This window comes from Cohnella caldifontis (genome assembly GCF_029360585.1).
In the GTDB taxonomy this organism is placed as follows: Bacteria; Bacillota; Bacilli; order Paenibacillales; family Paenibacillaceae; genus Cohnella; species Cohnella caldifontis.
In genome coordinates this window covers 1-26,707 of sequence record NZ_JAQZSJ010000032.1, presented here as the reverse complement: position 1 = coordinate 26,707, position 26,707 = coordinate 1, and the positions used below count along the sequence as shown (strand labels likewise).

At 61.9% G+C, this 26,707-nt stretch carries 25 protein-coding genes; 20 read left to right on the top strand and 5 right to left on the bottom strand.

All coding sequences use genetic code 11. The features are described from left to right. Positions 1-204 precede the first annotated feature (204 nt). Positions 205-870 carry a potassium channel family protein gene (locus PTZ19_RS24620; protein WP_276358317.1) on the top strand — a complete coding sequence of 222 codons (666 nt, stop codon included), beginning with the start codon at positions 205-207 and terminating at the stop codon, positions 868-870. Continuing rightward, positions 857-1,690 carry a TrmH family RNA methyltransferase gene (locus PTZ19_RS24615; protein ID WP_276358316.1) on the top strand — a complete coding sequence of 278 codons (834 nt, stop codon included), beginning with the start codon at positions 857-859 and terminating at the stop codon, positions 1,688-1,690. The genes PTZ19_RS24620 and PTZ19_RS24615 overlap by 14 nt, the downstream gene beginning before the upstream one ends. A gap of 414 nt (positions 1,691-2,104) precedes the next feature. On the opposite strand, the gene PTZ19_RS24610 is transcribed toward PTZ19_RS24615, so the two are convergent. Then, positions 2,105-2,980: a helix-turn-helix transcriptional regulator gene (locus PTZ19_RS24610; protein WP_276358315.1), complete on the bottom strand. Its 876-nt coding sequence runs from the start codon at positions 2,978-2,980 to the stop codon at positions 2,105-2,107. Between the two features lie 133 nt (positions 2,981-3,113). Here PTZ19_RS24610 and PTZ19_RS24605 point away from each other — a divergent pair, with 133 nt between their 5' ends. The 4 genes from PTZ19_RS24605 to PTZ19_RS24590 all read left to right on the top strand — a co-directional run bounded on the left by PTZ19_RS24605 (position 3,114) and on the right by PTZ19_RS24590 (position 6,337). Further along, complete coding sequence (locus PTZ19_RS24605) at positions 3,114-4,199, top strand: Gfo/Idh/MocA family protein (protein ID WP_276358313.1); 1,086 nt, start codon at positions 3,114-3,116, stop codon at positions 4,197-4,199. Beyond that, entirely contained in the window at positions 4,196-5,092 is an 897-nt protein-coding gene (locus tag PTZ19_RS24600; protein WP_276358311.1) for a sugar phosphate isomerase/epimerase family protein, read from the top strand. The genes PTZ19_RS24605 and PTZ19_RS24600 overlap by 4 nt, the downstream gene beginning before the upstream one ends. A gap of 5 nt (positions 5,093-5,097) precedes the next feature. After that, complete coding sequence (locus PTZ19_RS24595; protein ID WP_276358310.1) at positions 5,098-5,973, top strand: sugar phosphate isomerase/epimerase family protein; 876 nt, start codon at positions 5,098-5,100, stop codon at positions 5,971-5,973. A gap of 121 nt (positions 5,974-6,094) precedes the next feature. Further along, on the top strand, positions 6,095-6,337 hold the full coding sequence (locus PTZ19_RS24590; protein WP_276358309.1) for a 3-dehydroquinate dehydratase: 243 nt from the start codon (positions 6,095-6,097) through the stop codon (positions 6,335-6,337). Between the two features lie 101 nt (positions 6,338-6,438). Here PTZ19_RS24590 and PTZ19_RS24585 read toward each other — a convergent pair whose 3' ends face one another. Continuing rightward, positions 6,439-7,626: an acyltransferase gene (locus PTZ19_RS24585; RefSeq protein WP_276358308.1), complete on the bottom strand. Its 1,188-nt coding sequence runs from the start codon at positions 7,624-7,626 to the stop codon at positions 6,439-6,441. A 195-nt stretch (positions 7,627-7,821) separates the two neighbouring features. Here PTZ19_RS24585 and PTZ19_RS24580 point away from each other — a divergent pair, with 195 nt between their 5' ends. The 7 genes from PTZ19_RS24580 to PTZ19_RS24550 all read left to right on the top strand — a co-directional run bounded on the left by PTZ19_RS24580 (position 7,822) and on the right by PTZ19_RS24550 (position 14,670). Continuing rightward, a complete protein-coding gene (locus PTZ19_RS24580; RefSeq protein ID WP_276358307.1) occupies positions 7,822-8,142 on the top strand; it encodes a cupin domain-containing protein in 321 nt (106 codons plus the stop codon). A gap of 434 nt (positions 8,143-8,576) precedes the next feature. Next, complete coding sequence (locus PTZ19_RS24575; RefSeq protein ID WP_276358306.1) at positions 8,577-9,002, top strand: DUF2642 domain-containing protein; 426 nt, start codon at positions 8,577-8,579, stop codon at positions 9,000-9,002. A gap of 27 nt (positions 9,003-9,029) precedes the next feature. Further along, positions 9,030-9,227, top strand: coding sequence for a hypothetical protein (locus PTZ19_RS24570; RefSeq protein ID WP_276358305.1), 198 nt, complete (start codon positions 9,030-9,032; stop codon positions 9,225-9,227). Between the two features lie 7 nt (positions 9,228-9,234). After that, positions 9,235-10,770, top strand: a complete 1,536-nt coding sequence (locus PTZ19_RS24565; protein WP_276358303.1) for a glycosyltransferase family 2 protein — start codon at positions 9,235-9,237, stop codon at positions 10,768-10,770. Then, complete coding sequence (locus PTZ19_RS24560) at positions 10,767-12,041, top strand: nucleotide sugar dehydrogenase (protein WP_276358301.1); 1,275 nt, start codon at positions 10,767-10,769, stop codon at positions 12,039-12,041. The genes PTZ19_RS24565 and PTZ19_RS24560 overlap by 4 nt, the downstream gene beginning before the upstream one ends. Beyond that, the gene (locus tag PTZ19_RS24555; protein WP_276358300.1) at positions 12,038-13,012 is read left to right on the top strand and encodes an NAD-dependent epimerase/dehydratase family protein; all 975 of its coding nucleotides are present in this window, start codon (positions 12,038-12,040) and stop codon (positions 13,010-13,012) included. Before PTZ19_RS24560 ends, PTZ19_RS24555 begins: the two co-directional genes overlap by 4 nt. Before the next feature lie 2 nt (positions 13,013-13,014). Next, positions 13,015-14,670: a glycosyltransferase family 2 protein gene (locus PTZ19_RS24550; protein ID WP_422615045.1), complete on the top strand. Its 1,656-nt coding sequence runs from the start codon at positions 13,015-13,017 to the stop codon at positions 14,668-14,670. Here PTZ19_RS24550 and PTZ19_RS24545 read toward each other — a convergent pair. Then, on the bottom strand, positions 14,580-15,269 hold the full coding sequence (locus PTZ19_RS24545) for a replication-relaxation family protein (protein WP_276358298.1): 690 nt from the start codon (positions 15,267-15,269) through the stop codon (positions 14,580-14,582). The genes PTZ19_RS24550 and PTZ19_RS24545 overlap by 91 nt on opposite strands. A 216-nt stretch (positions 15,270-15,485) precedes the next feature. On the opposite strand from PTZ19_RS24545, the gene PTZ19_RS24540 reads away from it, so the two are divergent. The 3 genes from PTZ19_RS24540 to PTZ19_RS24525 all read left to right on the top strand — a co-directional run bounded on the left by PTZ19_RS24540 (position 15,486) and on the right by PTZ19_RS24525 (position 20,746). Beyond that, positions 15,486-18,053, top strand: coding sequence for a PAS domain S-box protein (locus tag PTZ19_RS24540; RefSeq protein WP_339329358.1), 2,568 nt, complete (start codon positions 15,486-15,488; stop codon positions 18,051-18,053). A 188-nt stretch (positions 18,054-18,241) separates the two neighbouring features. Then, positions 18,242-19,492 carry an MFS transporter gene (locus tag PTZ19_RS24530; RefSeq protein ID WP_276358319.1) on the top strand — a complete coding sequence of 417 codons (1,251 nt, stop codon included), beginning with the start codon at positions 18,242-18,244 and terminating at the stop codon, positions 19,490-19,492. Between the two features lie 135 nt (positions 19,493-19,627). Further along, positions 19,628-20,746: a lactonase family protein gene (locus tag PTZ19_RS24525; protein ID WP_276358296.1), complete on the top strand. Its 1,119-nt coding sequence runs from the start codon at positions 19,628-19,630 to the stop codon at positions 20,744-20,746. On the opposite strand, the gene PTZ19_RS24520 is transcribed toward PTZ19_RS24525, so the two are convergent. Then, positions 20,730-21,182, bottom strand: coding sequence for a hypothetical protein (locus PTZ19_RS24520; RefSeq protein WP_276358295.1), 453 nt, complete (start codon positions 21,180-21,182; stop codon positions 20,730-20,732). The two genes, PTZ19_RS24525 and PTZ19_RS24520, sit on opposite strands and share 17 nt — an antisense overlap. 401 nt (positions 21,183-21,583) lie before the next feature. Between PTZ19_RS24520 and PTZ19_RS24515 the strand changes: the two genes are divergently transcribed. Beyond that, on the top strand, positions 21,584-22,195 hold the full coding sequence (locus tag PTZ19_RS24515) for an SOS response-associated peptidase family protein (RefSeq protein ID WP_276358293.1): 612 nt from the start codon (positions 21,584-21,586) through the stop codon (positions 22,193-22,195). Positions 22,196-22,299: 104 nt separating this feature from the next. Continuing rightward, positions 22,300-23,193, top strand: a complete 894-nt coding sequence (gene yunB / locus PTZ19_RS24510) for a sporulation protein YunB (protein WP_276358292.1) — start codon at positions 22,300-22,302, stop codon at positions 23,191-23,193. On the opposite strand, the gene PTZ19_RS24505 is transcribed toward yunB, so the two are convergent. Then, positions 23,177-24,238 (bottom strand): M23 family metallopeptidase, encoded by a 1,062-nt coding sequence (locus PTZ19_RS24505; RefSeq protein ID WP_276358291.1) that lies wholly within the window; start codon positions 24,236-24,238, stop codon positions 23,177-23,179. The genes yunB and PTZ19_RS24505 overlap by 17 nt on opposite strands. Positions 24,239-24,346: 108 nt before the next feature. On the opposite strand from PTZ19_RS24505, the gene lipA reads away from it, so the two are divergent. Both lipA and PTZ19_RS25335 read left to right on the top strand, forming a co-directional pair. Beyond that, positions 24,347-25,237: a lipoyl synthase gene (gene lipA, locus PTZ19_RS24500; protein ID WP_276358290.1), complete on the top strand. Its 891-nt coding sequence runs from the start codon at positions 24,347-24,349 to the stop codon at positions 25,235-25,237. Between the two features lie 20 nt (positions 25,238-25,257). Then, positions 25,258-26,208, top strand: coding sequence for a YutD family protein (locus PTZ19_RS25335; protein WP_339329357.1), 951 nt, complete (start codon positions 25,258-25,260; stop codon positions 26,206-26,208). Positions 26,209-26,707 lie beyond the last annotated feature (499 nt).

Genomic DNA, 26,707 nt, shown 5'->3' with positions numbered 1-26,707 from the left:
GTCCAACTATCAACATTGTGCGTCTCCATATTCGATTGTATAATCGCGAAATGAACAAATACTGAAAAACCGTCCGAAATGTTGGTATTGGACGGTTTTTCCGCATGAAAGGGCGTATTAGGGAGCAGGGAGCGTTGCCTTGCGGATGTGATATAATGAAGAACATGGTAAGGACCGGCAAGCGCGGGAAGGAGTTCAACATCCATGGTCAAAAAACAATTCGCGGTTATCGGACTCGGACGGTTCGGCTCCAGCGTGGCGACCTATTTGGCGAAAATGGGCTATGACGTGTTGGCCGTCGACGAGAGCGAGGAACGGGTGCAGGACGTAGCCCATGCGGTAACCCATGCGGTATCGGCCGACTCTACGGACGAGGAGGCGCTGCGGGCGATCGGCGTCCGCAACTTCGACGTCGTCGTGGTCGCGATCGGCCAGGACATCCAAGCCAGCATCCTCACGACGCTGATCCTCAAGGACATGGGCGTGCCGTACATCATCGTCAAAGCCCAGAACGAGCTGCACGGCAAAGTGCTCAGCAAGATCGGGGCGGACAAGGTCGTGTTCCCGGAGCGGGACATGGGGCTTCGCGTCGCCCATCACCTGATCTCCCCGAACATTCTGGAGCACATCGAGCTGTCGCCCGAATTCAGCATCGTCGAGATGCGAGCTCCAGACGAGATGATCGGCAAAAACCTGAAGCAGCTGGACATCCGGGCGAAATACAACTGCAACGTGCTGGCGGTCAAGCAGGGCGAGCAAATGAACATTACGCCGCACGCGGACGAGCCTTTGGCCGCCGGCGACGTGCTCGTCATCGTCGGACGCAACGACCAACTGATCCGGCTGGAGCAAGCGTATGCCGAAGCATGAATCGTATATCAGCTCCTCCTCCAACCCGCGGGTGAAAGAGTGGGCCAAGCTGTCCGAACGCAAATACCGCGAGCGGGAAGGGAAGTTTTTGCTGGAAGGCATCCACCTGGTGAAGGAAGCCTTGCTGGCGGATTGGCCGCTCGCCCATGTCGTGTACGACGCCGGCGTCGGGATTCCGGAGGAGCTTCAGGCGTTTGCGGAAGGGGAGGGGGATGCGATCGAAGCCGGCGGTTCCGCGCCGTCCTGGATCCCGGCGTCGCCGGAAGTGATCGCCAGATGCACCCAAGCGGAAACGCCGCAGCCGGTGTTCGCCGTAGCTCGGAAACGGCCTCCGGCCGACGGGGACAAGCTGTTCGACCGGGAGTCCGGGCTGATCGTCGCGCTGGACGGCGTGCAGGATCCCGGCAACGTGGGCACGATCCTGCGGAGCGCGTCCGCGTGCGCCGCATCGGCGGTCGTGCTCGGACGCGGCACGGCGGATCTGTACAACCCCAAGACGCTCCGCGCCACGATGGGCGCGTTGTTCCACGTCCCCGTGCTGGAGGGGGACCTGACGAAGCTGCTGCCCGAGGCGCGGGAGCGGGGCATGGCGGCCGCCGGCACGAGTCTGCAAGCGGCCCGGTCCTGCTACGATTACGATTTCCGCCGGGGTGTCTGGCTTGTATTCGGCAGCGAAGGAGGCGGCATGTCCGCTGAAGTGTCCGCCCACGTGGAAGACAACCTGATCATTCCGATGACGGGCCGCGCGGAATCGCTCAACGTCGCCATGGCCGCCACGGTATTGTTATTCGAGGCGCAGCGGCAGCGGCGGTTTTCCTGAACCGTGCGTTTTGTCCGAATGCACGTTACGCAACCATTACGAGGAGATCCTCCCTATTGCTGTTCAAACCCGTTGGTAACGGGAGCGACACGCAACGAGGGAGGATGTCTTTTTTTTTTTCTACGACTGACCCATTCGCATACCAGGTCGAAAAACACGGACACCATCAGGTTAAGGGACACAGAGGACGTTATCGGGGACATTCCTCAACCTATCGTATTCTAACGGACGCGATTGCACTTATTCAGCAAAAATACCGCTGATTAGCCGCGAAGTGTAGCGACTAAGGTCCGTGTTGTCCGTTACGATTTGAAGAACGTTGAAATTGCCCCAATAACGGCTGTGGTGTCCGTAACGATCGGCATAAGGCAAATCTTCTGTATGTCAATTAGTCAACCGTAGTTTTTTTAGGGGTCAAGGCGTCCGTTCCTCCAAGAAACGCGAAGGCGGAACCTGCTTGTAGGCCTTGAAAAGTTTGCTGAAATAATATATATCGCCGACGCCGACTTCCGCCGCCGCCTCCGTCACGCTCATCCCCATGTTCCGCAGCAGGAATTCCGCTTTGTTGACGCGGACCTGGTTGATATAGGCGGAGACCGTCTTGCCCGTGAGCTGTTTGAATTGCCGGCAAAAATGGTAACGGCTCAAAGAGGCGGCGTCTGCCAGCTGATCGACGGTGATTTTCGTCTTAAAGCGCTCGTCGATGTAGCGGAACACCGGGCCGAACCGCTCGAGGTTCCGGATCCGGGAAGCGTATTCCTGCGGGGACAGGCTGGACGCGACGTGGCGGCGGAGAAGAACGGCGAGCAGCCGGTACAGATGCGCTTTGACCGCCAGTTCGTAGCCGAATTCCTTGCCCCGGTATTCCCGGATGAGGGAATCGATGCATTGGACCGCTTCGGGATCCTCTTGGATCCGGTTCCGGAACAGGATCCGGTTCTGGGTGATCGGCGCGATATACTTCGTCTCCACCGCGTCGGCCCGTTGGCTGTGGAGCAGGGAAGGATCCAGAATCACCGCAAAATAAACCAAACGATCGGACAAGCAAATCCCCTGATGCAAATCCGTGCTGTTCACCACGATCAAATCCCCCGCGGCGGCGTCGCAGGCGAACGAATTACACGTGATCCTGGCTTCGCCATCCACGATATACAGGAACTCCAAGTGCTCGTGCCAATGGTTGGCGAACGTGACGACGCCCGGCTGGTCGAACCGAAGATGGTGGATTTTGAGCGGAAAATGGGGGTCCGGCATATCCATCGGTTCGCGGAGCAACGGCGGTTTTTGCAAACGGGATCCGTCCCCTTCCGCGCAAGATTTTACAAAAAGACAGCACGCCCCTCCATGGAGGAGGCGCCTCTTCCATTTTATAGTACGGAGAGAAAGGTGAGAAGCGATACGGGAGGAGCGGATCCACGAGCCTATGGACAAGAAGCTGAAAGTCGGCGTAATCGGAACCGGTTCGATTTCCGAAATGCATTTGAACGCCTACCGAAACCATCCGGACGTCGAACTCCGCGCGGTATGCGACTGGAACGCCGAACGCGCGGGGAAAGCCGCGGCCCGGTACGGAGCGGCCAAGTCGTTCGGCGACGCGCGCGAGATGCTGGCCGATCCGGAGCTTACCGCCGTCAGCATTTGCACTTGGAACAGCGCGCACGCGGAGCTCAGCATCGCGGCGCTGAACGCGGGCAAACACGTGCTCGTCGAAAAGCCGCTCTGCATGACGGTCGGGGAAGCGCTGGACATCCAGCGGGCGGTGCGTGCCTCGGGACGTTTGCTGATGGTCGGCTTCGTCCGCCGGTATGATCCGGGCGCCAAGCTGCTGCGCCGTTTCGCCGATCAAGGGGAGTTCGGAGAAATTTATTACGCGAAAGCCTCCATCCTGCGGCGTCTGGGCAATCCGGGCGGCTGGTTCGCGGACGCGGGCCGTTCCGGCGGCGGCCCGCTGATCGACATCGGCGTGCATGCGATCGACCTCTGCTGGTATTTGATGGGCAAACCGAAAGTCGCCGCGGTTACCGGCAACGTCTATCGGAAGCTGGGCAACCGCGCCAACGTGAAGGGGTTGTCCTTCTACAAGGCTTCGGACTATGACGCGTCCCATAACAACGTGGAGGACTTGGCCAACGCGCTGATCCGCTTCGAGGGCGGCGCTTCCTTGTTCGTGGACTGCAGTTACTCGCTCCATATCGAGCAGGACGAAGCTTCCGCCCGCCTGTTCGGCACGAAGGGCGGATGCCAGGTGATTCCGGAGCTTTCCATCGTGACGGAGAAGCACGATACGATCCTGAACGTCACGCCGCAGCTTGACCGGAGGGACTTCGATTTCGCCGGCGCGTTCCAGGCGGAAATCGACCATTTCGTGGATTGCGCTTGCAGAGGCGTCGAACCGATCAGCCCGGTGGAGGACGGCGTGGAAGTGATGAAGATGCTCTGCGGCATTTACGAATCGGCCCGGACGGGCCGGGAAGTAAGGTTCGGCGACGGAGAGGGGCTGAGCCGATGAAGCTGGGGGTCAGCACCTACAGCCTATCCCGGGCGATCCGGGATGGGGAGATGACGGTGCCGGACGTCATCCGGTGGATCGCCGCGGAAGGCGGCGAACACGTCGAAATCGTTCCGATCGGCTTCAATCTGGCCGAGAATCCCGGGCTCATCGACGTCATCCGCCGCACCGCGGAAGACGAGAAGCTCGATCTCTCCAACTACGCGGTTGGCGGCAACCTGTTGCCGGACGACGAGGCCGCTTTCGAAGCGGAAATCCGCCGGCTGACGGGGGAAGTCGACATCGCGCGGGCGCTCGGCGTCCGGCGGATGCGTCACGACGTCGCTTGGCGGGAGGACACGTCGGCTGCCTTGTTCCGCCGGGAGCTGCCGAAGCTGGCGGAGGCGTGCCGGCGGATCGCCGATTACGCGGCGGAGTTCGGCATCACGACCAGCGTCGAGAATCACGGGTACTACATCCAGTCCAGCGAAAGAGTATTGGCGCTTCTTCGCGAGACCGACCGCCCGAACTTCAAGCTGACGCTCGACGTCGGCAATTTCCTATGCGCGGATGAGGATTCCGTCGCCGCGGTGAAGAAAACCGCATTCGCCGCATGCATGATCCACCTCAAAGACTTCTATTCACGTCCGGCTCGTCGAGATCCCGGCGAAGGTTGGTTCCCAACGGCGGCGGGGAACCATTTGCGCGGCGCGATCATCGGTCATGGGGATATCGAGATGCGCGACGTCATGGGGGCGATCCGCGCGTCCGGTTACGACGGTTGCCTCTCCGTGGAATTCGAGGGGTTGGAGGACTGCCGGCTCGGCACCCGGATCGGGCTGGAGAACGCCCGCCGGATGCTGGGGGCGTTGCATCCCCCGATGAACGAAAACGGAACCGAAGAAGGGAGTTAATGAACGTGCGGATGAACAATAAAATCGGCGTCATCGTGGACAGCTTCCGCGCCGGGGTGCGGGAAGGACTGATCAAGGCGAAGCAGGTCGGAGCCGACGGCGTGCAAATTTACGCGGTGTCCGGGGAGATGGATCCGGTAACGCTGTCCCCGGCGCAGCGGCGGGAGTGGAGAAGCTTCATCGAATACTTGGGGCTGGAAGTGTCGGCGCTGGTCGGGGACTTGGGCGGGCACGGCTTCCAGGACGCGCGGGAGAACGGCTGGAAAGTGGAGAAGTCCAAGCGCATTCTCGATCTGGCCGCGGAACTAGGCACGAACGTGGTGACGACGCATATCGGCATCGTGCCGGAAGACGAGAACGGCGCGATTTACGACGCGATGCTCGAAGCGTGCGAAGAACTGAGCCGGTATGCGAACGGCTTGGGCGCGTATTTCGCCGTCGAGACCGGCCCGGAAACGGCCTCGACATTGAAGCGGTTCCTCGATAAGCTGAGCGTCAAAGGCGTGGCCGTCAACTTCGATCCGGCCAATATGGTGATGGTGACGGGAGACGATCCGGTCCAAGGCGTCCGCACGCTGAAAGATTACATCGTACACACCCATGCCAAGGACGGCATCCGCCTTCGGGAGACGGATCCGCGCAACATCTACGGTTCGCTCGGCTATGAGCCGATGGACCATGAAAACATCGCGAGCCTTGCGGAGGAAGGCGAGTTTTTCCGCGAGGTTCCGCTTGGCGAAGGCTCGGTGGATTGGCCCGCTTACTTGCGGGCGTTGCAGGAAATCGGCTACGCCGGTTATCTGACGATCGAGCGGGAAGTCGGAACGCGTCCCGAAGAAGACATCGCGCTCGCGGTTCGATTCCTGCGGCAATGGAAATGATTCCTCGATGGCAAAACCGCCATAAAATGTTCACATTTTATTAAGCTAACATTTATATAGGGGTGGTAAGGTATAGGCAAGATAACGCAGGTCTTGGGCCTGCCGCCCTGAGGTGATCTTGATGAAAGCCGATGTCAAAAAAGTGATGATCGAATTCCACGACAACCGGATTCCCGTATATTACAACAACGAGCGGCGCGGGACGATCGAATTGCTCGTCCAAGTGCTCGAGAAGAAATGGAGGTCCGGCCGCCGGCTGGTCCAACAGTTCCTGAGCGACCTGGACAGCGTGGAGATCGAAGGGACCGAAGCCATTCTGTATTCCGCAAGAGGGAACGGAACGCTCGCTTTGTCTTTGTATTGAGGGTTTTACGGTTTCAAGCATACTTGCCTTACGCCCAACAGCCGACGCGGCCGCGTCGGCTGTTGTCGTTCCTCCGTGCCGCTGACCCGAAGCTGCGCCGGCTATAGGCTGGCCGTGCCGGACAGAGGCTTCGCGCCCGATTCCGATCGGCGGCCTCCGGCGGCGCGTCCGGGCAGATTGCCGAACAATATCCAAGCCATCGGAACGAACTTAGCCGCGGCGGCCACCGTAAGCCAGGACGCGCCCAGCATGAAGAACCAGCTGCCCAAATAGCGGAGATGGGCAAGCCACGCCGTTCCGAAGTTCGGCATGTAAAGATCGTAGCCGGTCAAAAAGAGCAAATGGACCAAATAGATGCCGAACGAACTCTGTCCCAGCAAGTAAAGCGTCTTCCGCGCGAACGGGGACCCGAATCGGGAGAGGAGAAAGGCGGCTTGGATCAACACGAGCGATGCGGTTAGCGATTGGAAATTCCACAAAAACTCGTACCACAGCGAATCGTACCTCGTCCCGAATGACCGCGCACGGTAATACAGGCTGACATGCGCGACCGACAGCCCCAGCCAGGACGCCCATAGCAGCAGCGCCGTCATGAAGCGGGAGCCGCAGCCGTTCCGCAGCCGAACCTCGAGCCACGGCTTGATTTTCGGATAGTAAATCCCCAGCGCCGCCCCCAGCATGAACATGGAGAAATACGATAGGGACCAGCTGCCCTTGTTCGGAACCGGCTGCAGGTACTTGTTCCAGAACACGAATCCCCATTGGACCAGGAAACCGATCGGAACGAGCCAAGGGACGATTCCTTTCCATTTTTTCGCGACGGCGAGCAGAACGGGAAACAACAAATAAAACTGGATGCTGATGATGACGAAGTAGAGATGGGCAAAAGCGTGCCCCGTGACCAGCTTGTTCCCCAAACCGGAAAGCGTCGATGCGGAGAGCAGGGGTTGATGGGAGAGGAGCTGCACCATGGCATAATAAATCGCCGAAAAGACGACATACGGGACAACGATATACAGCAGCCTTTTCCGATAAAAGCTTCCGATCAGCTTCCGATCGAGGGGGCGGGAGAAGTAACCGTAAAACAGCACGAAGCTGCTCAGCAGTATAAACGTAGGCGTTCCGATTTTGGCGAAGATGTTCGCGAAATTATAAAGCCAATAGTAGCTTGAATCCGCCATGGACACCGTGGCGGACGCGCTCGCGTGAACGGTCAGGACGCAAAGGATCGCCATCCCCCGTACGAGCTGCAATTCCGGGATCCGTTCGTTTTTCTTGATCGGCTTCATTAGCGTCTCCTTTCCTTCGAATCGGTCATTCTTCCATGATGAACCGGCTTCGTTAGACGGGAATTAAAGCGGAACGCCAGGATTGTAAACATTCCGACGATCCTCTTATCTTCAAGTTTTTTTGCATTTTTGCCTGAAATATAGAGAATAAGGATAAGGCGGCAAACGAGAACGCCGCGCGAGGGAGAGTTAAGTATGGCAAACGTCGGAAAGTGGGAAAACGCGGAGCCGGGGGTCGTGCGGAAAATATTCAATCCCGGGCCCTCGCTCATGATGATGGAAGTTCGTTTCCGGGCGGGGGCGGAAGGCTATGAGCACTCCCATCCCCATGAGCAGCTGACTTATTGCCTGAAGGGACGGTTCGAATTCCGCATCGACGGGGTCAAGCATCTCCTGAAACAAGGAGAGACGCTCGTGATCCCGAGCGGAGCCAGACACGGCGTCACCGCCTTGGAGGAAGGGGCGCTGCTGGACGCCTTCACCCCTTTGCGCGAAGATTTGCTGGGCAGACAGTAGCGGAACGCATCGTCGGCTTTCTGCGCGGACACAGCGGTAATGCCGAGGAAGCGCGAAATTCGGAAAGGCGCGAACCGCATGCTCGCGATCCGGAAATCGCAGCGCGGATGTCGTCGCGGCGGTGTCGCGGGAAGTGTCCCGTGCGACACCTCTCGCGACATGCCGGAAAAAGCCCGCATATCAAACCTTTCAGCCCCTCTCCGGGAGTGTCCCGGGAGGGGCGATTTGTTTTTCCATTCAGGCGGGCGATAGGCAGGCGAACAATTTGCCCGCGGTTGGACCAATAACCATACGCCTCGACCTGAAGAGAAATACGATGAATCATCCTCGCCGGGAAGGAGGTGGCAAGGCTTCAAGAGAGAAACCAACGAATCGATCCGTCCGCATTGAACGTTTCCGACTGACACGATTTCGAACAAAAGGAGCGGTTTCCCATGAAGATCACGCTGAAAGGACGCGTGAAACTGCAGGGCAGCGTCAAAGCGAAAAAGGCGGCGACGGCTGCTCCCAGCCTGAAAACCGTCCGAAACGTCGTGCGCCAAGAGGTTAGAAGAGCCGCACGCCGCGTAAGCCGCCGATTGGAGGAGCTGCGGGCCGGCGTTCGCCGCGACTTGCGCCGGGAGCTGTATTCTCCGCGCTTCGCGGGCTTTATCGGCACGGCTGTCGCGAATCTGCAGGACAACGAATTCCGCCAGTTGGCCGGCCAATACTTGCATCGCGCCGTGGCCCTGAACACGACGTCCGGAACGGTGTCGGGCACTCTTATCCGGGTAGGGACCGATTACGTTGCCGTCCAGGAATCCCCGAGCACGCTGCTGCTCATTCCTTTCCGTTCGGTATCGGCCATCCGCGCTATCTAATTTCAAAAAAATCAGGGAGTGATGAGGGTGTTTGAACAAGAGCTTCGCAGCCATATCGGGGAGCAGGTCCAAGTCGCCGCCGCGACGGATGTCGTCATCGGCTTGCTCGTCTCCGTCACGGATGCCGCCGTGACGGTACGCGCCGCGCAGTATCCCGGATACGGCGGGGAGGAGGACGTCTCGGTGCGCATGGATTCGATTTCCTACGTCCGGATCATGTTGTGAGGCTCCGATGAACGATCGGCTGTCGGTCATCATCCCCGCTGGCAACGAAGCGTTGTCGATCGGGAACGTGATTCGGGAAGCGCGCAGGCTGGGTCCGTTCGAGATCATCGCCGTGGTAAACGGCTCTTCGGACGGAACCGCGGCGGTCTGCCGGTCGATGGGCTGCCGGGTAGCCGAGTACGGATTCGCGCTGGGCCATGACGTCGGGCGGGGAATCGGCGCCTGCCTCGCGGAAGGGGACATCCTGCTCTTCCTCGATGCCGATATCCCGATTCCCGCAGACCGGCTGGCGCCTTTCGTTCAGGCGATCCGGGCCGGCTGCGACATCGCCCTGAACCAGATGAGCCGGTCACTGGCCTTGAGCGAGATACCCCATTATACGGCCGCCGCGAAAACGGCGTTCAACCGGATGCTGGGACGTCCCGAGCTGTCGGTCAATTCGTTGGTCGCCGTTCCCCATGCCATGAGCCGCAAAGCCGCGGAAACGATCGGGTTCGAACATTTGGCGAATCCATGCCTCGCGCAAGCGATCGCCTCCGCGAAAGGAATGCGGTTCGCTTGTCCCGCCGAGGTGGACGTCATCGGCGCGAACCGGCCGCGCAAGGCGCACATCGAGCGCTGCGAAGGTTCGGTTTACCCGCGTTCCACGACCCGGATTCTCGGCGACCACCTGGAGGCGCTGGGATGGCTGATCCGCCGATATGGCCCGAGAGGAGGACTGCCGGAAGGAGCCCGCGACCGCGGGTTCCTCCGGCACTACGCTCCGCCTCCGGCACGCGGCAAAGCCAAAAGGAGCGCCGTGATCCCGGCCATGGAGGAGAACCGGACGATCTTGCCGGCGATCCGTTCCGTCCGGGCGGCCGGCGTCGACGAGATCATCGTCGTCGCCAACGGAGCGGACGATGCCACGGTTGCCGCGGCGATGACCGCCGGCGCCCGCGTCATGGTCTTCAGCCGCCCGCTCGGGCATAACGTCGGCCGGGCGATCGGCGCCGCCTGCGCGACGGGAGACGTCTGCCTGTTCGTGGACGGGGATTTCGCGCTGCCTCCGCGGAACTTGGTTCCTTTTCTCCGGGCTGCGGAGAACGGGACCGACATCGCGCTGAACGACTTGGCGTTCCTGTTCCGCCGGTTTCGGCCCGCCGATCCGATCAGCACGGTGAAGTACTTTCTCAACGTCTGCCTGAACCGGCCCGAGCTGCTCAACAACTCCTTGACCGCCGTCCCCCATGCAATGACCCGCGGCGCCATCGCCCGTCTTGGATGGGAGACGCTGGTCATCCCTCCGCTCGCGCAGGCGAAAGCCGTGCTGGAAGGGCTGAGCGTTCGGGCCGTCCATTCCGTGGACGTCGTGGCGCCTAACCGGGTCCGCGAAGACCACAAGGCCGTCGGCCGCCGGATCCCGGCGTTCGAGCGCATCGTAGGCGACCACTTGGAAGCCGTCGACTACTTGCTGAAGCGCAAGGGGGAACGGGGCGGGTTCCGGGACACGGAACGGGACCGCGACATGATTACCGCCATGAAAGGAAGAATCCGGACATGAACGAAGAGAACTTCCGAGTCGCCGTCGTCGGCCTCGGGTACGTCGGCCTGCCTCTCGCCGTTCATATCGCGGAGCGGGGAATCCCGGTCCAAGGCTTCGATATCGATCCGGCCAAAATCGCGTCCTTGTCCTCCGGAAGCAGCCCGATTCCGGACGCCGCGCCGGAGCGGATCCGAGAGGCCGTCCGCAGCGGACGGCTGACGTTCTCCGCTCCTTCCGCCGACATCCGGAACGCGACGCACGTCATCGTGACCGTGCCGACGCCGCTGACCCGGAGAGACCAGCCGGACCTGCGCGCGCTCAAAAGCGCGACCTGGTTCATCGGCCACCACCTGGCCGCCGGCCAGACGGTGATTTACGAGAGCACCACGTTCCCGGGAACGCTGGAGGAGGTCGTGATCCCGCTGCTCAACCGGAGCGGGCTTAAGGCCGGCCGGGACTTCTTCGCGGGATATTCCCCGGAGCGGATCGACCCGGGCAACGCCTCTTACCGGCTGCATCAGATCCCCAAAGTGGTGAGCGGATTCACGCCCGAATGCCTGGAACGCGTCCAAGCGCTGTACGGGCGGTTGTTCGATCGCGTCGTGCCCGTCTCTTCGCCCAAAGTGGCGGAGATGTGCAAGCTGTTCGAGAACATCCAGCGGCTCGTGAACATTTCGCTGGTCAACGAAATGGATTCGGTATGCGAACGGATGGGCATCGACTTCCGGGAAGCGCTGGAAGCGGCGGCCACCAAGCCGTTCGGGTTTACCCCGTACTGGCCGGGACCCGGGATCGGGGGGCACTGCATCCCCGTGGACCCTTTGTACTTCCAATGGAGGGCGAAGCAATACGGATTGTCCAGCAAGCTGATTCAAGCCGCCCATCAAATCAACCGCAAAATGCCGCTGGCGACGGCCGCCAAAATCCTCGGCGCGCTTCCGAAGGATCGGACTCCCTGCCCGCGGCACCCGAGAGTGCTGCTGGTCGGCGTTGCCTACAAGAAAGACGTAGGGGACGTCCGGGAGTCGCCCGCGCTCGAGACGATGCGGAAACTGCTGGGTTCGGGCTGCGAGGTGGATTACCATGATCCCCGCGTTCCCGAACTTCATCTGGACGGAGCTTCGTTCCGCTCCGCGGACATCGGCGGAGACCGGCTGGCCGAATACGACGTCGTGGCGATTATCACCGACCATACCGGACTCCCGTGGGACCGGATCCGGGAGCGGTCGCGCGCGCTCGTGGACACGCGGGGAGTCATCCGGGCCATGGGAAAGGAGAGCACGGCATGAACGGACGTCGCCTCCGTTATTTGATCACGGGGGGTGCCGGCTTCATCGGCAGCCACCTCGCGGAGCAGTTGGCCGATTCGGGCTGCGGGGTGACGGTCCTCGACAAAAGAATCCCCGAAGCGGAACCGGATCCCCGCGTGGATTGGCTTGAAGGCGACATCTTGGACGAGAGCCTCGTCGGCCGCCTGGTCGAACGCCACGACGGCGTGTTCCATCTTGCCGCGCTGCTCGGCGTGCGAAGGACGATGGCCGAGCCGGCGGCCATGGTGGAGAATAACCTGCTCGGCACGCTCCATGTGCTGAGGGCGGCGCGCCGGGAAGGGAAGAAGGTCGTGTTCGCTTCCACGTCGGAAGCTTACGGCAAAGCCGAACCCCCCTTCCGGGAGGATATGGATCTTCTATTCGGACCTACCCAGAAACTCAGGTGGAGCTACGCGATCGGGAAAACGCTCGAAGAGGTTTTGTGCCTCGGGTATGCGCGGAAAGGACTTCCGGTCACCGTGATCCGGTATTTCAACGTCTACGGGCCGCGTCAGAAAACCGGAGCGTACGGCGGGGTCGTCGCCAAATTCATTCTGGCCGCGCTTCGCGGCGACGATATCACCGTGTACGGAGACGGCAGCCAGACGCGTTGCTTCACGTACGTCCGGGATGCCGCGGAAGGAACGATCTCGGCGATGAAGCGGGAGGCCGACGGGCAGGTGGTCAACATCGGCAGTCGGACCGAAATCTCCATCCGGGAATTGGCGGAAGCCGTGAAGCGTCTGACCGGCTCCTCTTCTCCCATCGTGACGGTCCCGTACGGCGAAGTGTTCCCGCCGGGATTCGAAGAAGTTCCCCGCCGGGTCCCCGACATGGCCAAGGCCGAGTCTCTGCTCGGTTTCCGGCCGCGGATTCCCCTGGAAGCGGGACTTGGGGAAACGATCGCCTGGTTCCGGGAACGTCCGCGCCGCGGATCCGGGAGGCTGTGACCATGGCGGGCCGTCTGCCCCTAAGCGTATCGGTCGTCATCCCCGCCCGCGACGAAGCGGGGACGATCGGGGACGTGATCCGATCGTGCGCCGCCCTGCGGCCGCTGGAAATCATCGTCGTGGCCAACGGATGCACCGATTCCACCGCGCGGGCCGCGAGAGAGGCCGGCTGCCTGGTCGTGGAAACGGACCGGCCGCTCGGCAGCGACGTCGGAAGAGCGGTCGGAGCGGCGAAAGCGTCCGGCGACATCCTTCTGTTCGTCGATGCCGACTTCCCGATCCCGCCGCGGTCATTGGAGAGCTTGCTCGCTCCGATCCGCCAAGGCCGTGCGGACACGGCGTATAACGATCTCGACCCCCTTTACCGCGAGAAGAAAAGACCGCATTCGACCACGGTATGGAGGCGGGCGTTCAACGTGCTGATCGGCCGCGCGGACCTGAATATCGATTCCCCGCTTTCGGTCCCCCACGCTTTGTCCCGGGCGGTATTGTCCGCGATCGGATTCGAGTGCCTGGCCAACCCCGCGTGGGCCCATTGGGAGATCTGCCGCAGGGGGTTCCGCATCGCCCACGGGTTCTCCGTGGATGTGCGGGCGAACCGCTACCGGCCCGAACAGCACGCGGCAGCAGCTGATCGGTTGTCCCGCTCGGAGAAGCGGATCATCGGAGACCATCTGGCCGCGCTCGCGGCGGCCCGCCTTCCGCTTCGCGGGAGATTCGGCGACGGAGGCCGGCGCCGGGACTTGCTTCGGGACTTCGCGTCGGGACGAAGCACGCTCGGCGCGTTGTCGCCGGGGAGGACTTGGCTGTCCGCCCCTTCCCGGCTCTACGGAGGCAAATCGCTGTCCGCGGTGATCCCGGCGCAGGACGAAGAAACGACGATCCGGCAAGTGGTGAGGGAAGTCCGCAAGATCGAGCCCGCCGAAATCATCGTCGTCGCCAACGGCTCGAAGGACCGGACGGCGGCGTTCGCGGCGGATGAGGGGGCCAAAGTGATCGCGATCCCCGAGCCCCTGGGCAACGACGTCGGCCGTTCGGTCGGGGCGTTGGCGGCGACGGGGGATATCCTGTTGTTCGTGGACGGGGATTTCGTATTGCCGGCAAGCGAGCTGTTCCCCTATGCCCATGCCGCGGCGTCGGGCGTGGACGTGGCGCTCAACGACCTGAACCATTATTTGGACCTGAGATTCCCGCTGAACGACGTCACGCTGATGAAATACGCCTTGAACTTGGCTTTGAACCGCAAGGATCTCGGCGTCGGCTCCTTGATCGCGGTACCGCACGCCTTAAGCCGGCAAGCGTTGCGAACGGTCGGGGCCGAAGCGCTGGTTTCGCCGGGGACGGCCCTGGTGAAGGCGGCCTTGGCGGGATTGACGCTGAAGAACGTCAGGCGCACCGAAGTGGATCGGATCAATCGGATCCGGCCGGAACAGCATTTTTCGACCGTCGGTCTTCCGCCCGCGGCGGAACGGATTCTCGGCGACCATCTGGAGGCGTTGCATGAGCTGATCCGGATCGCGGGGCCGAGGGGGCCGTTCCCCGAGGACGGACGGGATTGGAGGTCCGTTCAAGGGGTCTGCCGGGGCATGCCTTCGAGCAGCAAGCCGGGATTCATGCCGAGTTCCTCGAAGGAAGCGGCCGACACGGGCAACGGGTAGGAGGAGATCAGGCGGAGCAGCGCTTGTTTCCGGTTCTCGTGGGGGGTCAGGAAGACGATGGATCTCCGTTCGGGAGCCGAGGAGGTGCGGTTAAACGTCCGGGCATACCTTTCAAGCTTGACGTCCCTTAAGTACAGCATGCTTTCGTTGCCCAGGTCCACTTCCGCGAACACGACATGGGGCCGGTCTTCCTTTTCGAAATACACGGAGGCGTCGGGGACGACGTCTCCGTATTTTTGGTTGAGGGAAAAATGCCAGGCCGGTCCCCCGTTCCAGGATTTCAGGGCGACGTAGATTTCCGAGACGTACGTCTGGTGCACCGATTTGTCCGACTTCCGGAACGTCGGGACTTGGTCCCATCCGCAGCAGAACGCTAATGTCCTGGCGCCCAGCCGGGTTAAGTAGTAAATTTTCTGCTCGTACCGGGAGGGCTGCCACGCATGCACCAACCCTTCCCGCTCGAGCTTGCCGAGCAGCCTTCTCGTCACTTTCAATCCGTAGTCCCCGGCATAACCATGCAGCCGGTGGATTTGCTGCGTCGTCATGAACCGGAGCGTCGCGAGCGTTGACAGGATCTGGCTTTCCCGATCCGTCAGCATGCGCGTCCCCCCCTCATCGGCCAGAGGGTCTTGGGAATCGGCTAGTCATGCCTAACCCCTGCGGTTAGGCAATCCGAACCTCATGGAGGAATGACCCCGCTATCGTAATGGTAATTACTATGCGGCAATTCCGGTTCGAGAACGGCCGGAGAGCCGTATGCATCGGGGGACAAACGCATAAACATGGAAAATCATCGACCTTGCAGGAGGGGACCCATGCAGACGATCCCATTCGAGTACTCCGGTTCCATGGTCGCATCAGCCGCCGCATTGACCGCCTTCACCTGCCTGATCGCCGAATTCATGGCCGGTCTCGCCCGCCAGGCCGAGGGCGGAACCCGGCCGGGCTGGCTGGCCGGCGCCGCCGCGATTCAAGGCTCCGGATTTTGGAGCCTTCATTTGGCCAGCATGCTGGGACCGAGACTGCCGTTTCCCGTCCTCTACGAAATCCCGCTCAGCATCGTATCGCTGGCGGTTCTCGTCGGCTCCTCTTATCTGTTCCTCCGCTTGACCGTGGACGCCGCTGCCGATTTGCGGAAGACGATGATCGCCTCCGCCGTCCATGCGGCGTCCGTCGTCTCCGCGGGCCTGATCGGTCTGTCCGGGTTGCGGACGGAAGGACTCGTCGGGTTTCATTCGGCCGGCATGCTCTGGGCGGTGCTGGCCGGCTTCCCGCTTGCTTTCTTCGGAGCGCTGCTCCGTTCGCGAAAGGAGGGGAGCAAGCGCCGGGTTCGACTTGCCGGAGCGCTTGCGCTTGCCGTCTCCGCCTGCTCCATGCAATACGCCTTGACGCTTTCCGCTTACGTCTATCCGACGGACGACCAAACCGTCTTCCGCCAGCAAGCGTTCCAAGGCAGCGACCTGTTCGTCATGAGAGCCGGCGCCGCCATTCTGCTTCTCGCGCTAGCATTGGCGGTCGCCGTGCGGGTCTCCGGATGGATCAGGAACAAGTCCGAGCACCGGGCTTTCCGTTTGTTGCAGGAATGGATACGGGGTACGGAGGACGGATTCGTTCTGCACGGCCCGGCAGCCCCATATCCGATCCGCAAAATCGACCGAAACGCTTCGCTTCTGCTGGGCGCGGAGGAGAACGAACTGCTCGGCGCGCCGCTGGGCTGCCTTCTCCCGGCGGAATCCGGCACGTTCGAGGCGAAGGCCGAAGAAGGGCGGACGCCGCGCACGTATAAGATCTCGAGGCGCACCTTGTCCGTGTGCGGGGTCCCGTACGGCATCACGCTGCTGCAGGATATTACCGGCCGGAAGCGGATGGAGGAACTCGCCTCCCGCGAGAGGAGGCTGCTGTCGGACCTCTGCCGGGATGGCGGCCTTAGCGGCGTACTGGAGACGGTGGACGGCCTCGCGTCGGAATGGATGGACGGACGATGCGCGGTGCTGCTTCTCAGCCCCGAACGGCAGACGCTTCACTTGGCGGGCAAAACCCGGCTGCCCGAAGCGTTCGCGGAAACGATCGACGGCATACCGGCGGGCGGCCGGGAAGGCTTCCGGGGGGCTTCGCCGTTCCAAGCGGAAGCGGTCGTCAGCGACATCGCGGAGGATTCCCGTTGGGAGCCTTATCGCCGGGCGGCGCTGGAAAGCGGCCTCGCGGCCTGCTGGGCGTTCCCGATCTACTCCGAGGAGAAGGCCGTAATAGGCGCGCTTGCGGTTTTCCTCGCGGAATTCCGGGAGCCGGCTCCCCATGAGCGGTCGATTCTGGAACGGATGGCCGGCCTCGTCGGCATGGCTCTCGATCTGAGCCGGCATCGGGAAGCGGAGGAACAGCGGATCTTTCTGGCGTTGCAAGCGGCAGCCGAACGGGAGAACGAGTTGCATTACAAATCGCTCTTCCTATACCACCCCGGCGCGGTGTTTTACTTCGACAAGGAAGGACGTTTCGTCGACGGAAACCGAGCGGCCGAGTACGTGATCGGCTATTCGATCGAAGAGCTGCGGCATCGGTCTTTCCGGATGCTGCTCTCCGAACCGGACCTGTCGCAGACGTGGGATCGTTTCAAGAAAGCTTCGGTCGGGATTCCCCAGACTTTCGACGTGCGGATGGCCCACAAGAACGGCAATCCCATTCAGTTGGCCGTAACCAACATCCCCCACGTCGTGCAGGACGAAATCATCGGGGTGTTCAGCATCTGCCATGACGTGACCGCCAAAGCGATGAGGCGGGAAGAGCTGCGGCGCGCCCGCAACGAGCTGGAAGAGACGCTGAACTCCTTCGAGGGGCTCATTTTCAAGCTCGCCAAACCGGGAGGGACGTTCAGGTGCTTGATGTGCGAAGGGGCCGGGCTGAAGCTTTACGGGTTAACCCGCGAAAGCCTCGTCGGGCGGGAATTCGATCTCTTTCCCGAGCTGAGGGAATGCTTGGAATCGGCGTGGAGCACGGGCGAGAAAGCGGTGTTCGATACGGAACTTCACGGCATGCCGGTGACGGTGGCCCTCTCGCCGACATTGCGGATGGGGCGTGCCGACCAACTCGTCCTTTTCATCCTCAGCCGATCGGCGGGCGGAAACCGGGAGTCCCGCGACCGAACGGCCAGCCTGGATTCCCTTACGAGACGGGAGCGGGAAGTCGCCGAGCTGATCGCTTTGGAGAAAAGCAACCGGGAGATCGCGGAGCGTCTGGGGATCAGCGAGAATACGGTGAAGAACCATATCGCCAACATTTTCGCGAAGATGAACGCAGATGACCGGGTCCAACTGGCCGAAATGGTCCGGCGTGAAGGATGTTATGCAACTAAAGAACAAGGCCCAATTCCAATTATTTACAACCTATGATCGATCACGCGCAAAAAATGATCGACCCGGTCTGCCTTTTGGCTTATTTTTTCGGATGGAATCTCTTGCGTCCTCCATGGCGGATATCTTTTCTACGCGGAATTCGGTATAAATAGAGAAAAGAATACGGCTCATGGAGACGGAAGGTGGGAAAGATCTTGTCGGAACGTTATGCGCATTCTCCGGAAATGCTGGAACGATTATATAAACGGACGTTATGGATCGTCGTCATCTCGCAGGTGTTCGGCGGTTGGGGACTGGCGGCGGGCGTCACGGTCGGCGCGCTGCTCGCCCAGGACATGCTGGGAACGGACAGCGCGGCGGGCGTTCCGTCCGCATTGATCACGCTGGGCTCCGCGGCGGCCGCCTTGGCGATCGGCCGGCTGTCCCAGCGGTTCGGACGCCGCAAGGGACTCGCGGCGGGGTTTCTGGCCGGCGGCGCCGGGGCGGCCGGGGTCATCCTGGCTGCCGTGAATGGCAGCATTCCGCTGCTGCTGGTATCCATGCTCGTCTACGGCGTCGGAACAGCCACCAATCTTCAAGCCCGTTATGCCGGGACGGATCTGGCCAAGCCGACGCAACGGGCAAGGGCCGTCAGCATCGGCTTGGTCTCCACGACGCTTGGAGCCGTTTCGGGTCCGAATCTTGTCGGAGTCATGGAGAACTTCGCCACGTCACTCGGCATCCCGGCCTTGGCCGGACCTTTCCTGCTGGCGGGCGCTGCTTTCGCGCTGGCCGGATTGGTTATCTTGGCGTTGCTCCGCCCGGATCCCTTCCTAGTGGCGAAGGCGATCGCCGAGGCGGAGAACGGGACAGCGGGCGACGCTCCGGTTTCGGGACGGAGCGCGCCGGCCGCGGGCAAGAGAGGGATCGGAGTCGGCGCCGCCGTCATGGTGCTCACCCAGATCGTCATGGTCGGCATCATGACCATGACGCCCATCCATATGCAGCACCACGGGTTCGGGATCGGCGCGGTCGGCTTGGTGATCGGATGCCATATCGGAGCGATGTATCTCCCCTCGCTTCTGACTGGTGCCCTCGCGGACAAGTTCGGACGCACCGCGATGGCGATCGCCGCCGGCGCCGTGCTGCTGTCCGTCGGTCTCGTGGTTTCGCTCACGGGCGCACATACTTTGGCCGCGCTGATAACGGCCCTCGTCTTGCTGGGGTTGGGGTGGAACTTCGGGCTCATCAGCGGCACCGCGTTGATCGTCGACGCGGCTCCTCCGGCCGTCCGCGCCAAAACGCAAGGAACCGTCGACGTGCTGGTCGCCTTGTCGGGCGCGGCGGGCGGCGCGCTGTCGGGACCGGTGGCCGCGCACTCGAGCTTTCAGACGCTCTCCCTTGCCGGAGGGTTCCTGTCGCTGCTGTTGATCCCGGTCGTCGTGTGGTCCCGCGGGGCCCGCAAGGCGAATAAGCCCGAAGGCGTGCCGTTATAGGCCGATTCGGATTCCGTGGTGCCCTGAAAGTTGCAATAACCGCCGCTTTTGGTGGATGATAGACGGGAGGAATGGCGCCGGTCCGAAAGTCGATGACGGAAAGTCCGGATCCATTGGAGAGAGAGGGAACGATAAATGGAGAACAGATTGGCGAATCAAACGGAAAATGTTTCGGCGGGACGGGCCGGAAGCGCGGGTCGGCTGGCCTTCGTCGGCTCTTATGCCGAACCGGACGGACCGGGCTTGTACGCCTGCCGTTTCGACGAGTCGGACGGATCGTTCACGGTGCTGGACACAGTATCGGGCTTGAAAAACCCGACTTTCCTGGACCTCGATCCCGAAGGCCGCAAGCTGTATGTCTTGTCCGAAGGAGAGGACGAACAAGGACGCAGGTGCGGCATGGCCTCGGCCTACGAGATCGACCCGGCCTCGGGCGCGCTGCGCTTCGTCAACCGGGAAATCACCGTACCGGCTTCGACCTGCCACATTACGCTGGATCGGGACGCAAGCTGCCTGATGACGGCCAGCTATCATGGGGGGATGATCGGAATGTCCCCGCTGCTGGAGGACGGACGGGTGGGGGAAATTTCCGACGTGCGGCAGCACAGCGGCAGCAGCGTCCTTCCCGTGCAAAGCCAGCCGCGGGCGCATTCGGTCACGGTGGATCGGAACAATCGTTACGCGATCGCGTGCGATCTGGGACTGGACCGGATTTTCGTTTACCGCTTGGATTTAGAGGCGTTTAAGTTCGTGCCGCACCGGGAAGTCGCGGTTGCCCCGGGGTCGGGGCCGCGGCATTTCGCGTTCCGTCCGGATTTCCGGTTTGCCTACGCGATTCATGAGCTGAACGCGACGATCTCGGCTTTCTCGTATGACGAGGAGCAAGGGGAGCTGCGCGAGATTCAGGCCGTCTCGACGCTCCCGGCTTCTTACCAAGGGGAGAACGCGTGCGCGGAAATCGCGCTTTCCGCCGACGGCCGGTTCGTGTACGGCTCGAACCGGGGGCATGACAGCATCGTTGTGTACGCGGTCGATCCGGACACCGGTCTGCTCGCATACGTTGAACATGTCTCCACGTTGGGCGGACATCCGCGGCATTTCGCCTTGTCCCCGGACGGCCGGTATCTTGCGGTCGCGAACCGGGACTCGAACGAGCTCGTCACGTTCCGCCGGGATGCGTCGACCGGGCGGTTGACGCCTGCCGGACAGACGCTCGCCTTGTCCAAGCCGGTGTGCATCAAGTTTCTGGCGTGATCGCGGCCGAGGATTGGCCGTATACGCTGCGGGCCACGATTTCGGGCAGTTCCCGGATCTGCGCTTCGAAGACGTCGGACGGCAGCATGCCGCTCGAATGGCGGATCTCGAGCTGACGGGTCAGCTCCGCGACTTGCAAATCGACGACGGCCTGCGCGCTGCGGCCCGACTCGGCCGCGATGTCGGCCAGCGTTTTTCCTTGGTAAAGAGCTGCATAAACTTCATCGTCGGACGATTTCCCGAGTTTTTCGAGGAAATCGTCTTTTTTGCGTTCCGCGCAGGCGGCGGAGGCTGCCGAAGCGGCGGCTGTAGCCGTCGTTTGCACGGAGGAGGGAAGCGTGGGGGCCGCGGAGCCGGTTTTGCCGCCCAGCAGGGTTCCCCCGATCGTAATCGTGGCCGCGACGGTGCCGGCCATGATCATGTTTTTGGCTTTCATGGAATCGACCTCTTTTCGATATCAAGATGAACGGGAAATGGATTTAATGGCGCGTGTTTGTACGGGCATCGTAACCATTCAACCTGAAAGGAGGCTTAATTCCGGCTGAACGGGAAATAAATCGCGGCGGGCGCGGATCTGCGCGTTCGCCATGGCGCCGGCGCCGGTCGCGGCAGCCGGCGGTCGGACCGACAATATCGGCAGTATGCTCATATTTACGTTGCGGATGGGCGCTTGGTTTCTTTTTATAGGAATCCGGACCGGCAACATGCAAGAATATGAAACGAAACGCCGCGGCGCCACGGCGAAAGCGGCGGTATGGGTCAACGGCGCCGAATGATTTCCGGGAATTGGGAAAAACTACCGTGGATTTCATTTCCGAAGGAAGCGGTGGTTTTTCCATGGAGGAACGGTACACGTTATCGGCGAAGCCGGCGGATTTGACGGGAACGTTTCGCGTCGATCGGATCGAGTTCGCTTGCGGGGAGAAAGACGAGTACGAGCCGACCGGACAAATCCCGGCGATCCGCCCGGTCGGACGGGAACGGCTGCTTAGCGCCCAGCGATGGGGGCTCATGCCGTATTGGGGCAAAAGCTCGCTGCACGTCCAGCGGGATTCGCTCGGGGACAAACCGTACCTGTTTTCCATGCTGGCGAAAAAAAGATGCGTCATCCCTTGCAGCGGCCTGCTGTTCGCGAGAATGGAGGGCAAACGCCGTACCGTTTACCGGCGGAAACTGCCTGGAAAGCGGGTGTTCGGCGTGGCGGCGCTGTACGATATTTGGTTGGATTCGGAAAAGAACGAGTACCCGATGTGCACGCTGCTTACGACTTCCCCCAAATACGCCGGCGACGAGACGACCCCTCTCGTGCTGGAAGGCGATGCGCTCGACCAGTGGCTGGATCCCGGTTTTAACGCCGTGCCTCAGGTGTGGGGGCTTCTCCGCTCGATTCCGGAAGCCGACTTCGTTCTGGAGACCGTAGCCGATCCGCTGCCGTGGGCCGTGAAGTAGCCGGATCGGTTTTCTTCTTTTTTCGGGCGCCTCCGCATAAGCATGAGACAAAGCGGTTATCGGACAACATGCCGCGTTTCCATGCGGATACGGGAGGGTCGGCCGTGCGACGCAAATGGGGGAGGGCGTTTCCTACGGCGGGGAACTGGACGGTTCCGAAACCCGCGCCCCGCAGATGGGGGACGAGGCGGTGGGGGCCGAAGCCGGGATTTTCGTCCGGCGGAGGATCGATGTCCAAGGGGTGGAAGGCGCCCCGCCGCCGTCCGAGGCGCAGGCTCACGCGCAAGCAATTTCTGCTGATCGTCCTGCTGCTGCTCGCGTTCTTGGTGATCCAATCGTTCGTGATTTTCGATAAGCAATTGAAAGGGCCGCTGCTGTTCCTGGCCCAGGTCCGGGTCAAACAGATGGCGACGGAAGCGATCAATACGGCGATTACCCAGGAAATCGCCCAGACGGCGGACGCGGGCAAAATGATCCAGTGGAAGCTGGACCGTGACGGCAAGGTAACGGGCTTCCTGATCGATTACAAGGAGCAGATGAGACTGACTTCCCGGACGGTCCAGATCGTGGAGGGCGTGTTGAAGGAAAAAGAAGAAGTGCCGGAGCACATTCCGCTGGGGCACGCATTGAACAGTCCGTTGCTTTCCGCGTTCGGCCCGAGGGTAGCGGTCAGCTTTCACCCCGCCAGCGCCGTGCAGGCGGAGGTCGGCACCCGCCAGACGGAGACCGGCATCAACATGCTGCTGGTCGAGGTGTTCATCCGCATCCGCACGGAAATCGCCGTCGTCATCCCGTTCGATCAGGCTCCGGACACGCTGGATACGGAGATTCCGCTCTCGTATGCCCTGGTCGTGGGCAATGTCCCGATGTACTATTACGATGCCAAAGGCAATCCCGTCGGCAGCGGGGCCGCCGGAGCGCCTTCGATCACGCTGCCCGCGCCGACGCAGGAGCCGCAAAGCCATGCCGCGACTCCTCCGGTCAGCGTGTCACCCTGAGCGCTTTCCGCTCCTCGCGCTCCCATCTTCGGAGAAGCGGGTACGGATCGAAAGCCCATTCGACGAGGCCGCGGTCCCTGTAAATGCCGTAGTGCAGGTGCGGAGGGAACTTCCCTTGCGTGCCGGGCCTGCCGTAACCGGAACTCCCCACCCATCCGATAATCTGACCCGGCTTGACGACGTCGCCGGGTTTTAAGTTTTTCTCGAACCCCTGCAGATGGGCGTAATAATGATACAGATTGTTCAGGTCGCGGATGCCGATGCGCCAGCCCCCGTATTTGTTCCAGCCTTTCAATTCGATGATGCCGTAGGTCGTGCTGCGTACCGGTACGCCGTACGAGGCGAAAATGTCGGTGCCTTCGTGGATCCGGTATCCGCCCCAGCCCCGGCTGTCTCCCCAGGTGCTCCGGTAAGAATAGCTGGCGCCGATCGGCAGCGGAAACGCGTGGCGGGACAAGTCGCCGCGCCCGAACGCCTCCAGGATGCGGGTGAACTGCAGCACCCGCTGGACGGCCCTGGGATTGCGGTAATATTCCCATAGGCCGATCGCGAAATCGTCTTTTCCGTTTCCGTACGATTTGACGATGCTGGCGACGGTATAGAGCCGGTCAAGATCGTTGGACAGCTCCGCCATTCCATCGCCGGAGCCGTCCCGGCCGATGCCGCCGAAGAAGCGGATGCTGGCCGGATTCGTGTCTTTCGGATCCGGGTTGAGCGGGCCGGCCCACCGGGACTCGGGAATGTAGACGCCGACGATCGCCTGGGGCGGCAGAGGCCTGCTTTTGGGACGGGCTCGGGTCAAGGTGCGTTCATATCGGTCGATGGCCGCCGCCGATTGCCAGGAGATCCCGGTTTTGCGGCTGACCCGGTCGTAGATCGCCTGCAGCCGTTTACCGTCGTCGGCCGGTTTGCCGCCGGATTTTTCCGCCGCGTGCGACACGGGAAGGAATCCGGTTCCCGGCCATCCGGCCGCGATCGCAAGTGCCAGCAGCGAAGCCGCGAACCGATGACGCGGGCTCGTTCTGCGGGTCCGATGATGCGGCAACGCGTTTTCCTCCTTTTTGCCGAACTGCCAACGTGCATCTAGGGTTTGCAGTCCGTTGGTTTTTATCCCATTCGTGCTATAATAGGGGACAGAAAGAGGGGGACGCCGATGTCGACCAGCGCCAAGCCGCGCAAGCCGGAATGGCTGAAGATCAAGCTGACCACGGGCGAGCCGTACCGGGAAATCAAGGACATGATGCGGTCCCGAACGCTTCATACCGTATGCGAGGAGGCGCGTTGCCCCAACATATACGAATGCTGGGCCAACCGCACCGCCACGTTCATGATATTAGGCGACGTTTGCACGCGGGCTTGCCGGTTCTGCGCGGTCAAGACGGGGCTTCCGACGGAACTGGACCTTCAGGAGCCGGAGCGGGTGGCCGAGGCGGCGGAGCAGATGGGACTGCGCCATTGCGTGGTGACTTCCGTCGCGAGAGACGATCTCAAGGACGGAGGCGCTTCGATTTTCGCCGCGACGATCCGGGCGATCCGCAAGAAGCTGCCTTTATGCAGCGTGGAAGTGCTCATCCCGGATTTCCAGGGAGACCGGGACGCTCTGCAGATCGTGATGGACGCGAAGCCGGATATTTTGAACCATAACGTGGAGACGGTGGAGCGGCTGTCGGACCGCGTCCGGGCCAAGGCCAAATACCGCCGATCCCTGGAACTGCTGCGCCGGGCGAAAGAGATGGATCCGAACATTCCGACGAAATCGAGCCTTATGCTCGGGGTCGGGGAAACGTTGGACGAAGTGCGGCAGACGATGGACGATTTGCGTGAAGTCGGGTGCAGCATTTTGACGCTGGGGCAGTATTTGCAGCCGTCGCCCGCCCACCTGGCGGTGGCGCGGTACGTGCATCCCGACGAATTCGCCGAGCTGAAGGCCGACGGGATGGCCCGGGGGTTTTCCCACGTGGAGTCGGGACCGTTCGTTCGGAGCTCCTATCATGCGCATGAGCAGGTGAAATCCGCATCCGCGGCGGAAGCCGGGAAAGCGTGAACCGGGAGGAGACCCCATTGATGTTTTTGGCGGGGGGCAACGCCTATACGTTGGCCCATGAACACAAGAACGGTTGGAACGCGGAAGCGTTCAAAGAGCGGTACAGCGAAGTTTTGGAGCGGTACGATTACATCGTGGGCGATTGGGGCTACAACCAGCTTCGCCTGCGCGGGTTTTACAAGGAAGGGAATCCGAAGGGCAACAAGGATACGGTGATTTCGAGCCTGACCGACTACTTGAACGAGTACTGCAATTTCGGCTGCGCGTATTTCGTCCTGGCCAAGACGGACGCGGCTTCGGTGCCGGCGGGAACGCCGGATTTGACCCGGAAGCCGGACGTATTGCCGGAAAATGCGGAGACGGACGCCCAGACGGCGGAAACGGCCGCCGCATCGGCATCGCACAATGGCATCCTGATGCGGTGGCCGCTGAAGGAGCGGCCGGGCGGGCCGGTACGGATGCCGGGCGCCGCTGCCGTGGCCCGCGCGGCGGCCGAGGCCGAGCGGCGGAACCAGCAGGCCCAGGCCGGAGGCGGATCGGGCGACGGCCGCTCCTTCGGGTCGGGCCGTCAAGGGAACGACGGCGGTTACGGGGGGCGCAACAGCGCCCGTCCCTCCTACAACCATCCGGACAAGCGGCCTTACGGGAGTTCCGTCGCGGGACAAGCCGACGGCCGTCCCGGAGGCAAAGGCGGGCAAGCCGGCCGCGGTCCTCGTCCGCCTATGCAGGAGAAACCCGGCGGCGGCTCCCGGTCCGGCGGATCTTGGCGCCATGGGCCGGACGGCGACCGCGGCGCGCCGGAGCCGGCAGCCTCGAGGGCGCCGGAAGGAGCGGGCCAGCGGCAGGACGCCGGCAAAAGCGGCGGGCGGTGGCCCGGCAAAAACCGCCGGCGCAACCGTTTCGGCGGCAAGCCGAACCGGCACGAAGGCGCTCCGCGCGAAAGCGGAACCCCGGTCAAACCGGGGGAGTGAAGCATACACGCGGGAAGCCCCCGGCCTCGTGAGGCCGGGGCTTTTTGCGATTATCAGAATCTATAACTTTTCGGGATGCTGCATCCTTTCTAAGAGCGACCAGACGCCGGCTGCCCCATTCGCGGAGGCGGTAAGGCTAACGGACACAGCGGACGCTATGGGGGGCGCTCTTCGGCAAATCGCATTTTAACGGACACAGTTGCGCTTATTGAGCGAAAAGCCCCGCGTATAACCGTAACGGGTTACGGATAAGGGCCGTGGTGACCGTTACGTTTAGAAAATGAGGGGTTTTGATCCAATAACGGCTTCAGTGTCCGTTAGAATCAGAACCCGTGACGGGGAGGAGGGGCAACAGCTGATTAAGCCTGCCGCGCAAGCTTAACCCCCGCCAACGCGTGGGGCCACAACTGGTTAAGCCTGCCGCGCAAGCTTAACCCCCGCCAACGTAGGGGGTCACAACTGGTTAAGCTTGCCGCGCAAGCTTAACCCCCGCCAACGT

What these genes read in the sequence shown, in the direction of transcription:
- PTZ19_RS24525 (WP_276358296.1), top strand. Translation starts at nt 19,628, where the DNA reads ATGGAGAACAGATTGGCGAATCAAACGGAAAATGTTTCGGCGGGACGG.
- PTZ19_RS24605 (WP_276358313.1), top strand. Translation starts at nt 3,114, where the DNA reads ATGGACAAGAAGCTGAAAGTCGGCGTAATCGGAACCGGTTCGATTTCC.
- PTZ19_RS24550 (WP_422615045.1), top strand. Translation starts at nt 13,015, where the DNA reads ATGGCGGGCCGTCTGCCCCTAAGCGTATCGGTCGTCATCCCCGCCCGC.
- PTZ19_RS24545 (WP_276358298.1), bottom strand. Translation starts at nt 15,269, where the DNA reads ATGCTGACGGATCGGGAAAGCCAGATCCTGTCAACGCTCGCGACGCTC.
- lipA (WP_276358290.1), top strand. Translation starts at nt 24,347, where the DNA reads ATGTCGACCAGCGCCAAGCCGCGCAAGCCGGAATGGCTGAAGATCAAG.
- PTZ19_RS24615 (WP_276358316.1), top strand. Translation starts at nt 857, where the DNA reads ATGCCGAAGCATGAATCGTATATCAGCTCCTCCTCCAACCCGCGGGTG.
- PTZ19_RS24600 (WP_276358311.1), top strand. Translation starts at nt 4,196, where the DNA reads ATGAAGCTGGGGGTCAGCACCTACAGCCTATCCCGGGCGATCCGGGAT.
- PTZ19_RS24515 (WP_276358293.1), top strand. Translation starts at nt 21,584, where the DNA reads ATGGAGGAACGGTACACGTTATCGGCGAAGCCGGCGGATTTGACGGGA.
- PTZ19_RS24590 (WP_276358309.1), top strand. Translation starts at nt 6,095, where the DNA reads ATGAAAGCCGATGTCAAAAAAGTGATGATCGAATTCCACGACAACCGG.
- PTZ19_RS24560 (WP_276358301.1), top strand. Translation starts at nt 10,767, where the DNA reads ATGAACGAAGAGAACTTCCGAGTCGCCGTCGTCGGCCTCGGGTACGTC.
- PTZ19_RS24620 (WP_276358317.1), top strand. Translation starts at nt 205, where the DNA reads ATGGTCAAAAAACAATTCGCGGTTATCGGACTCGGACGGTTCGGCTCC.
- PTZ19_RS24565 (WP_276358303.1), top strand. Translation starts at nt 9,235, where the DNA reads ATGAACGATCGGCTGTCGGTCATCATCCCCGCTGGCAACGAAGCGTTG.
- PTZ19_RS24580 (WP_276358307.1), top strand. Translation starts at nt 7,822, where the DNA reads ATGGCAAACGTCGGAAAGTGGGAAAACGCGGAGCCGGGGGTCGTGCGG.
- PTZ19_RS25335 (WP_339329357.1), top strand. Translation starts at nt 25,258, where the DNA reads ATGTTTTTGGCGGGGGGCAACGCCTATACGTTGGCCCATGAACACAAG.
- PTZ19_RS24520 (WP_276358295.1), bottom strand. Translation starts at nt 21,182, where the DNA reads ATGAAAGCCAAAAACATGATCATGGCCGGCACCGTCGCGGCCACGATT.
- PTZ19_RS24575 (WP_276358306.1), top strand. Translation starts at nt 8,577, where the DNA reads ATGAAGATCACGCTGAAAGGACGCGTGAAACTGCAGGGCAGCGTCAAA.
- PTZ19_RS24540 (WP_339329358.1), top strand. Translation starts at nt 15,486, where the DNA reads ATGCAGACGATCCCATTCGAGTACTCCGGTTCCATGGTCGCATCAGCC.
- PTZ19_RS24555 (WP_276358300.1), top strand. Translation starts at nt 12,038, where the DNA reads ATGAACGGACGTCGCCTCCGTTATTTGATCACGGGGGGTGCCGGCTTC.
- PTZ19_RS24585 (WP_276358308.1), bottom strand. Translation starts at nt 7,626, where the DNA reads ATGAAGCCGATCAAGAAAAACGAACGGATCCCGGAATTGCAGCTCGTA.
- PTZ19_RS24530 (WP_276358319.1), top strand. Translation starts at nt 18,242, where the DNA reads ATGCTGGAACGATTATATAAACGGACGTTATGGATCGTCGTCATCTCG.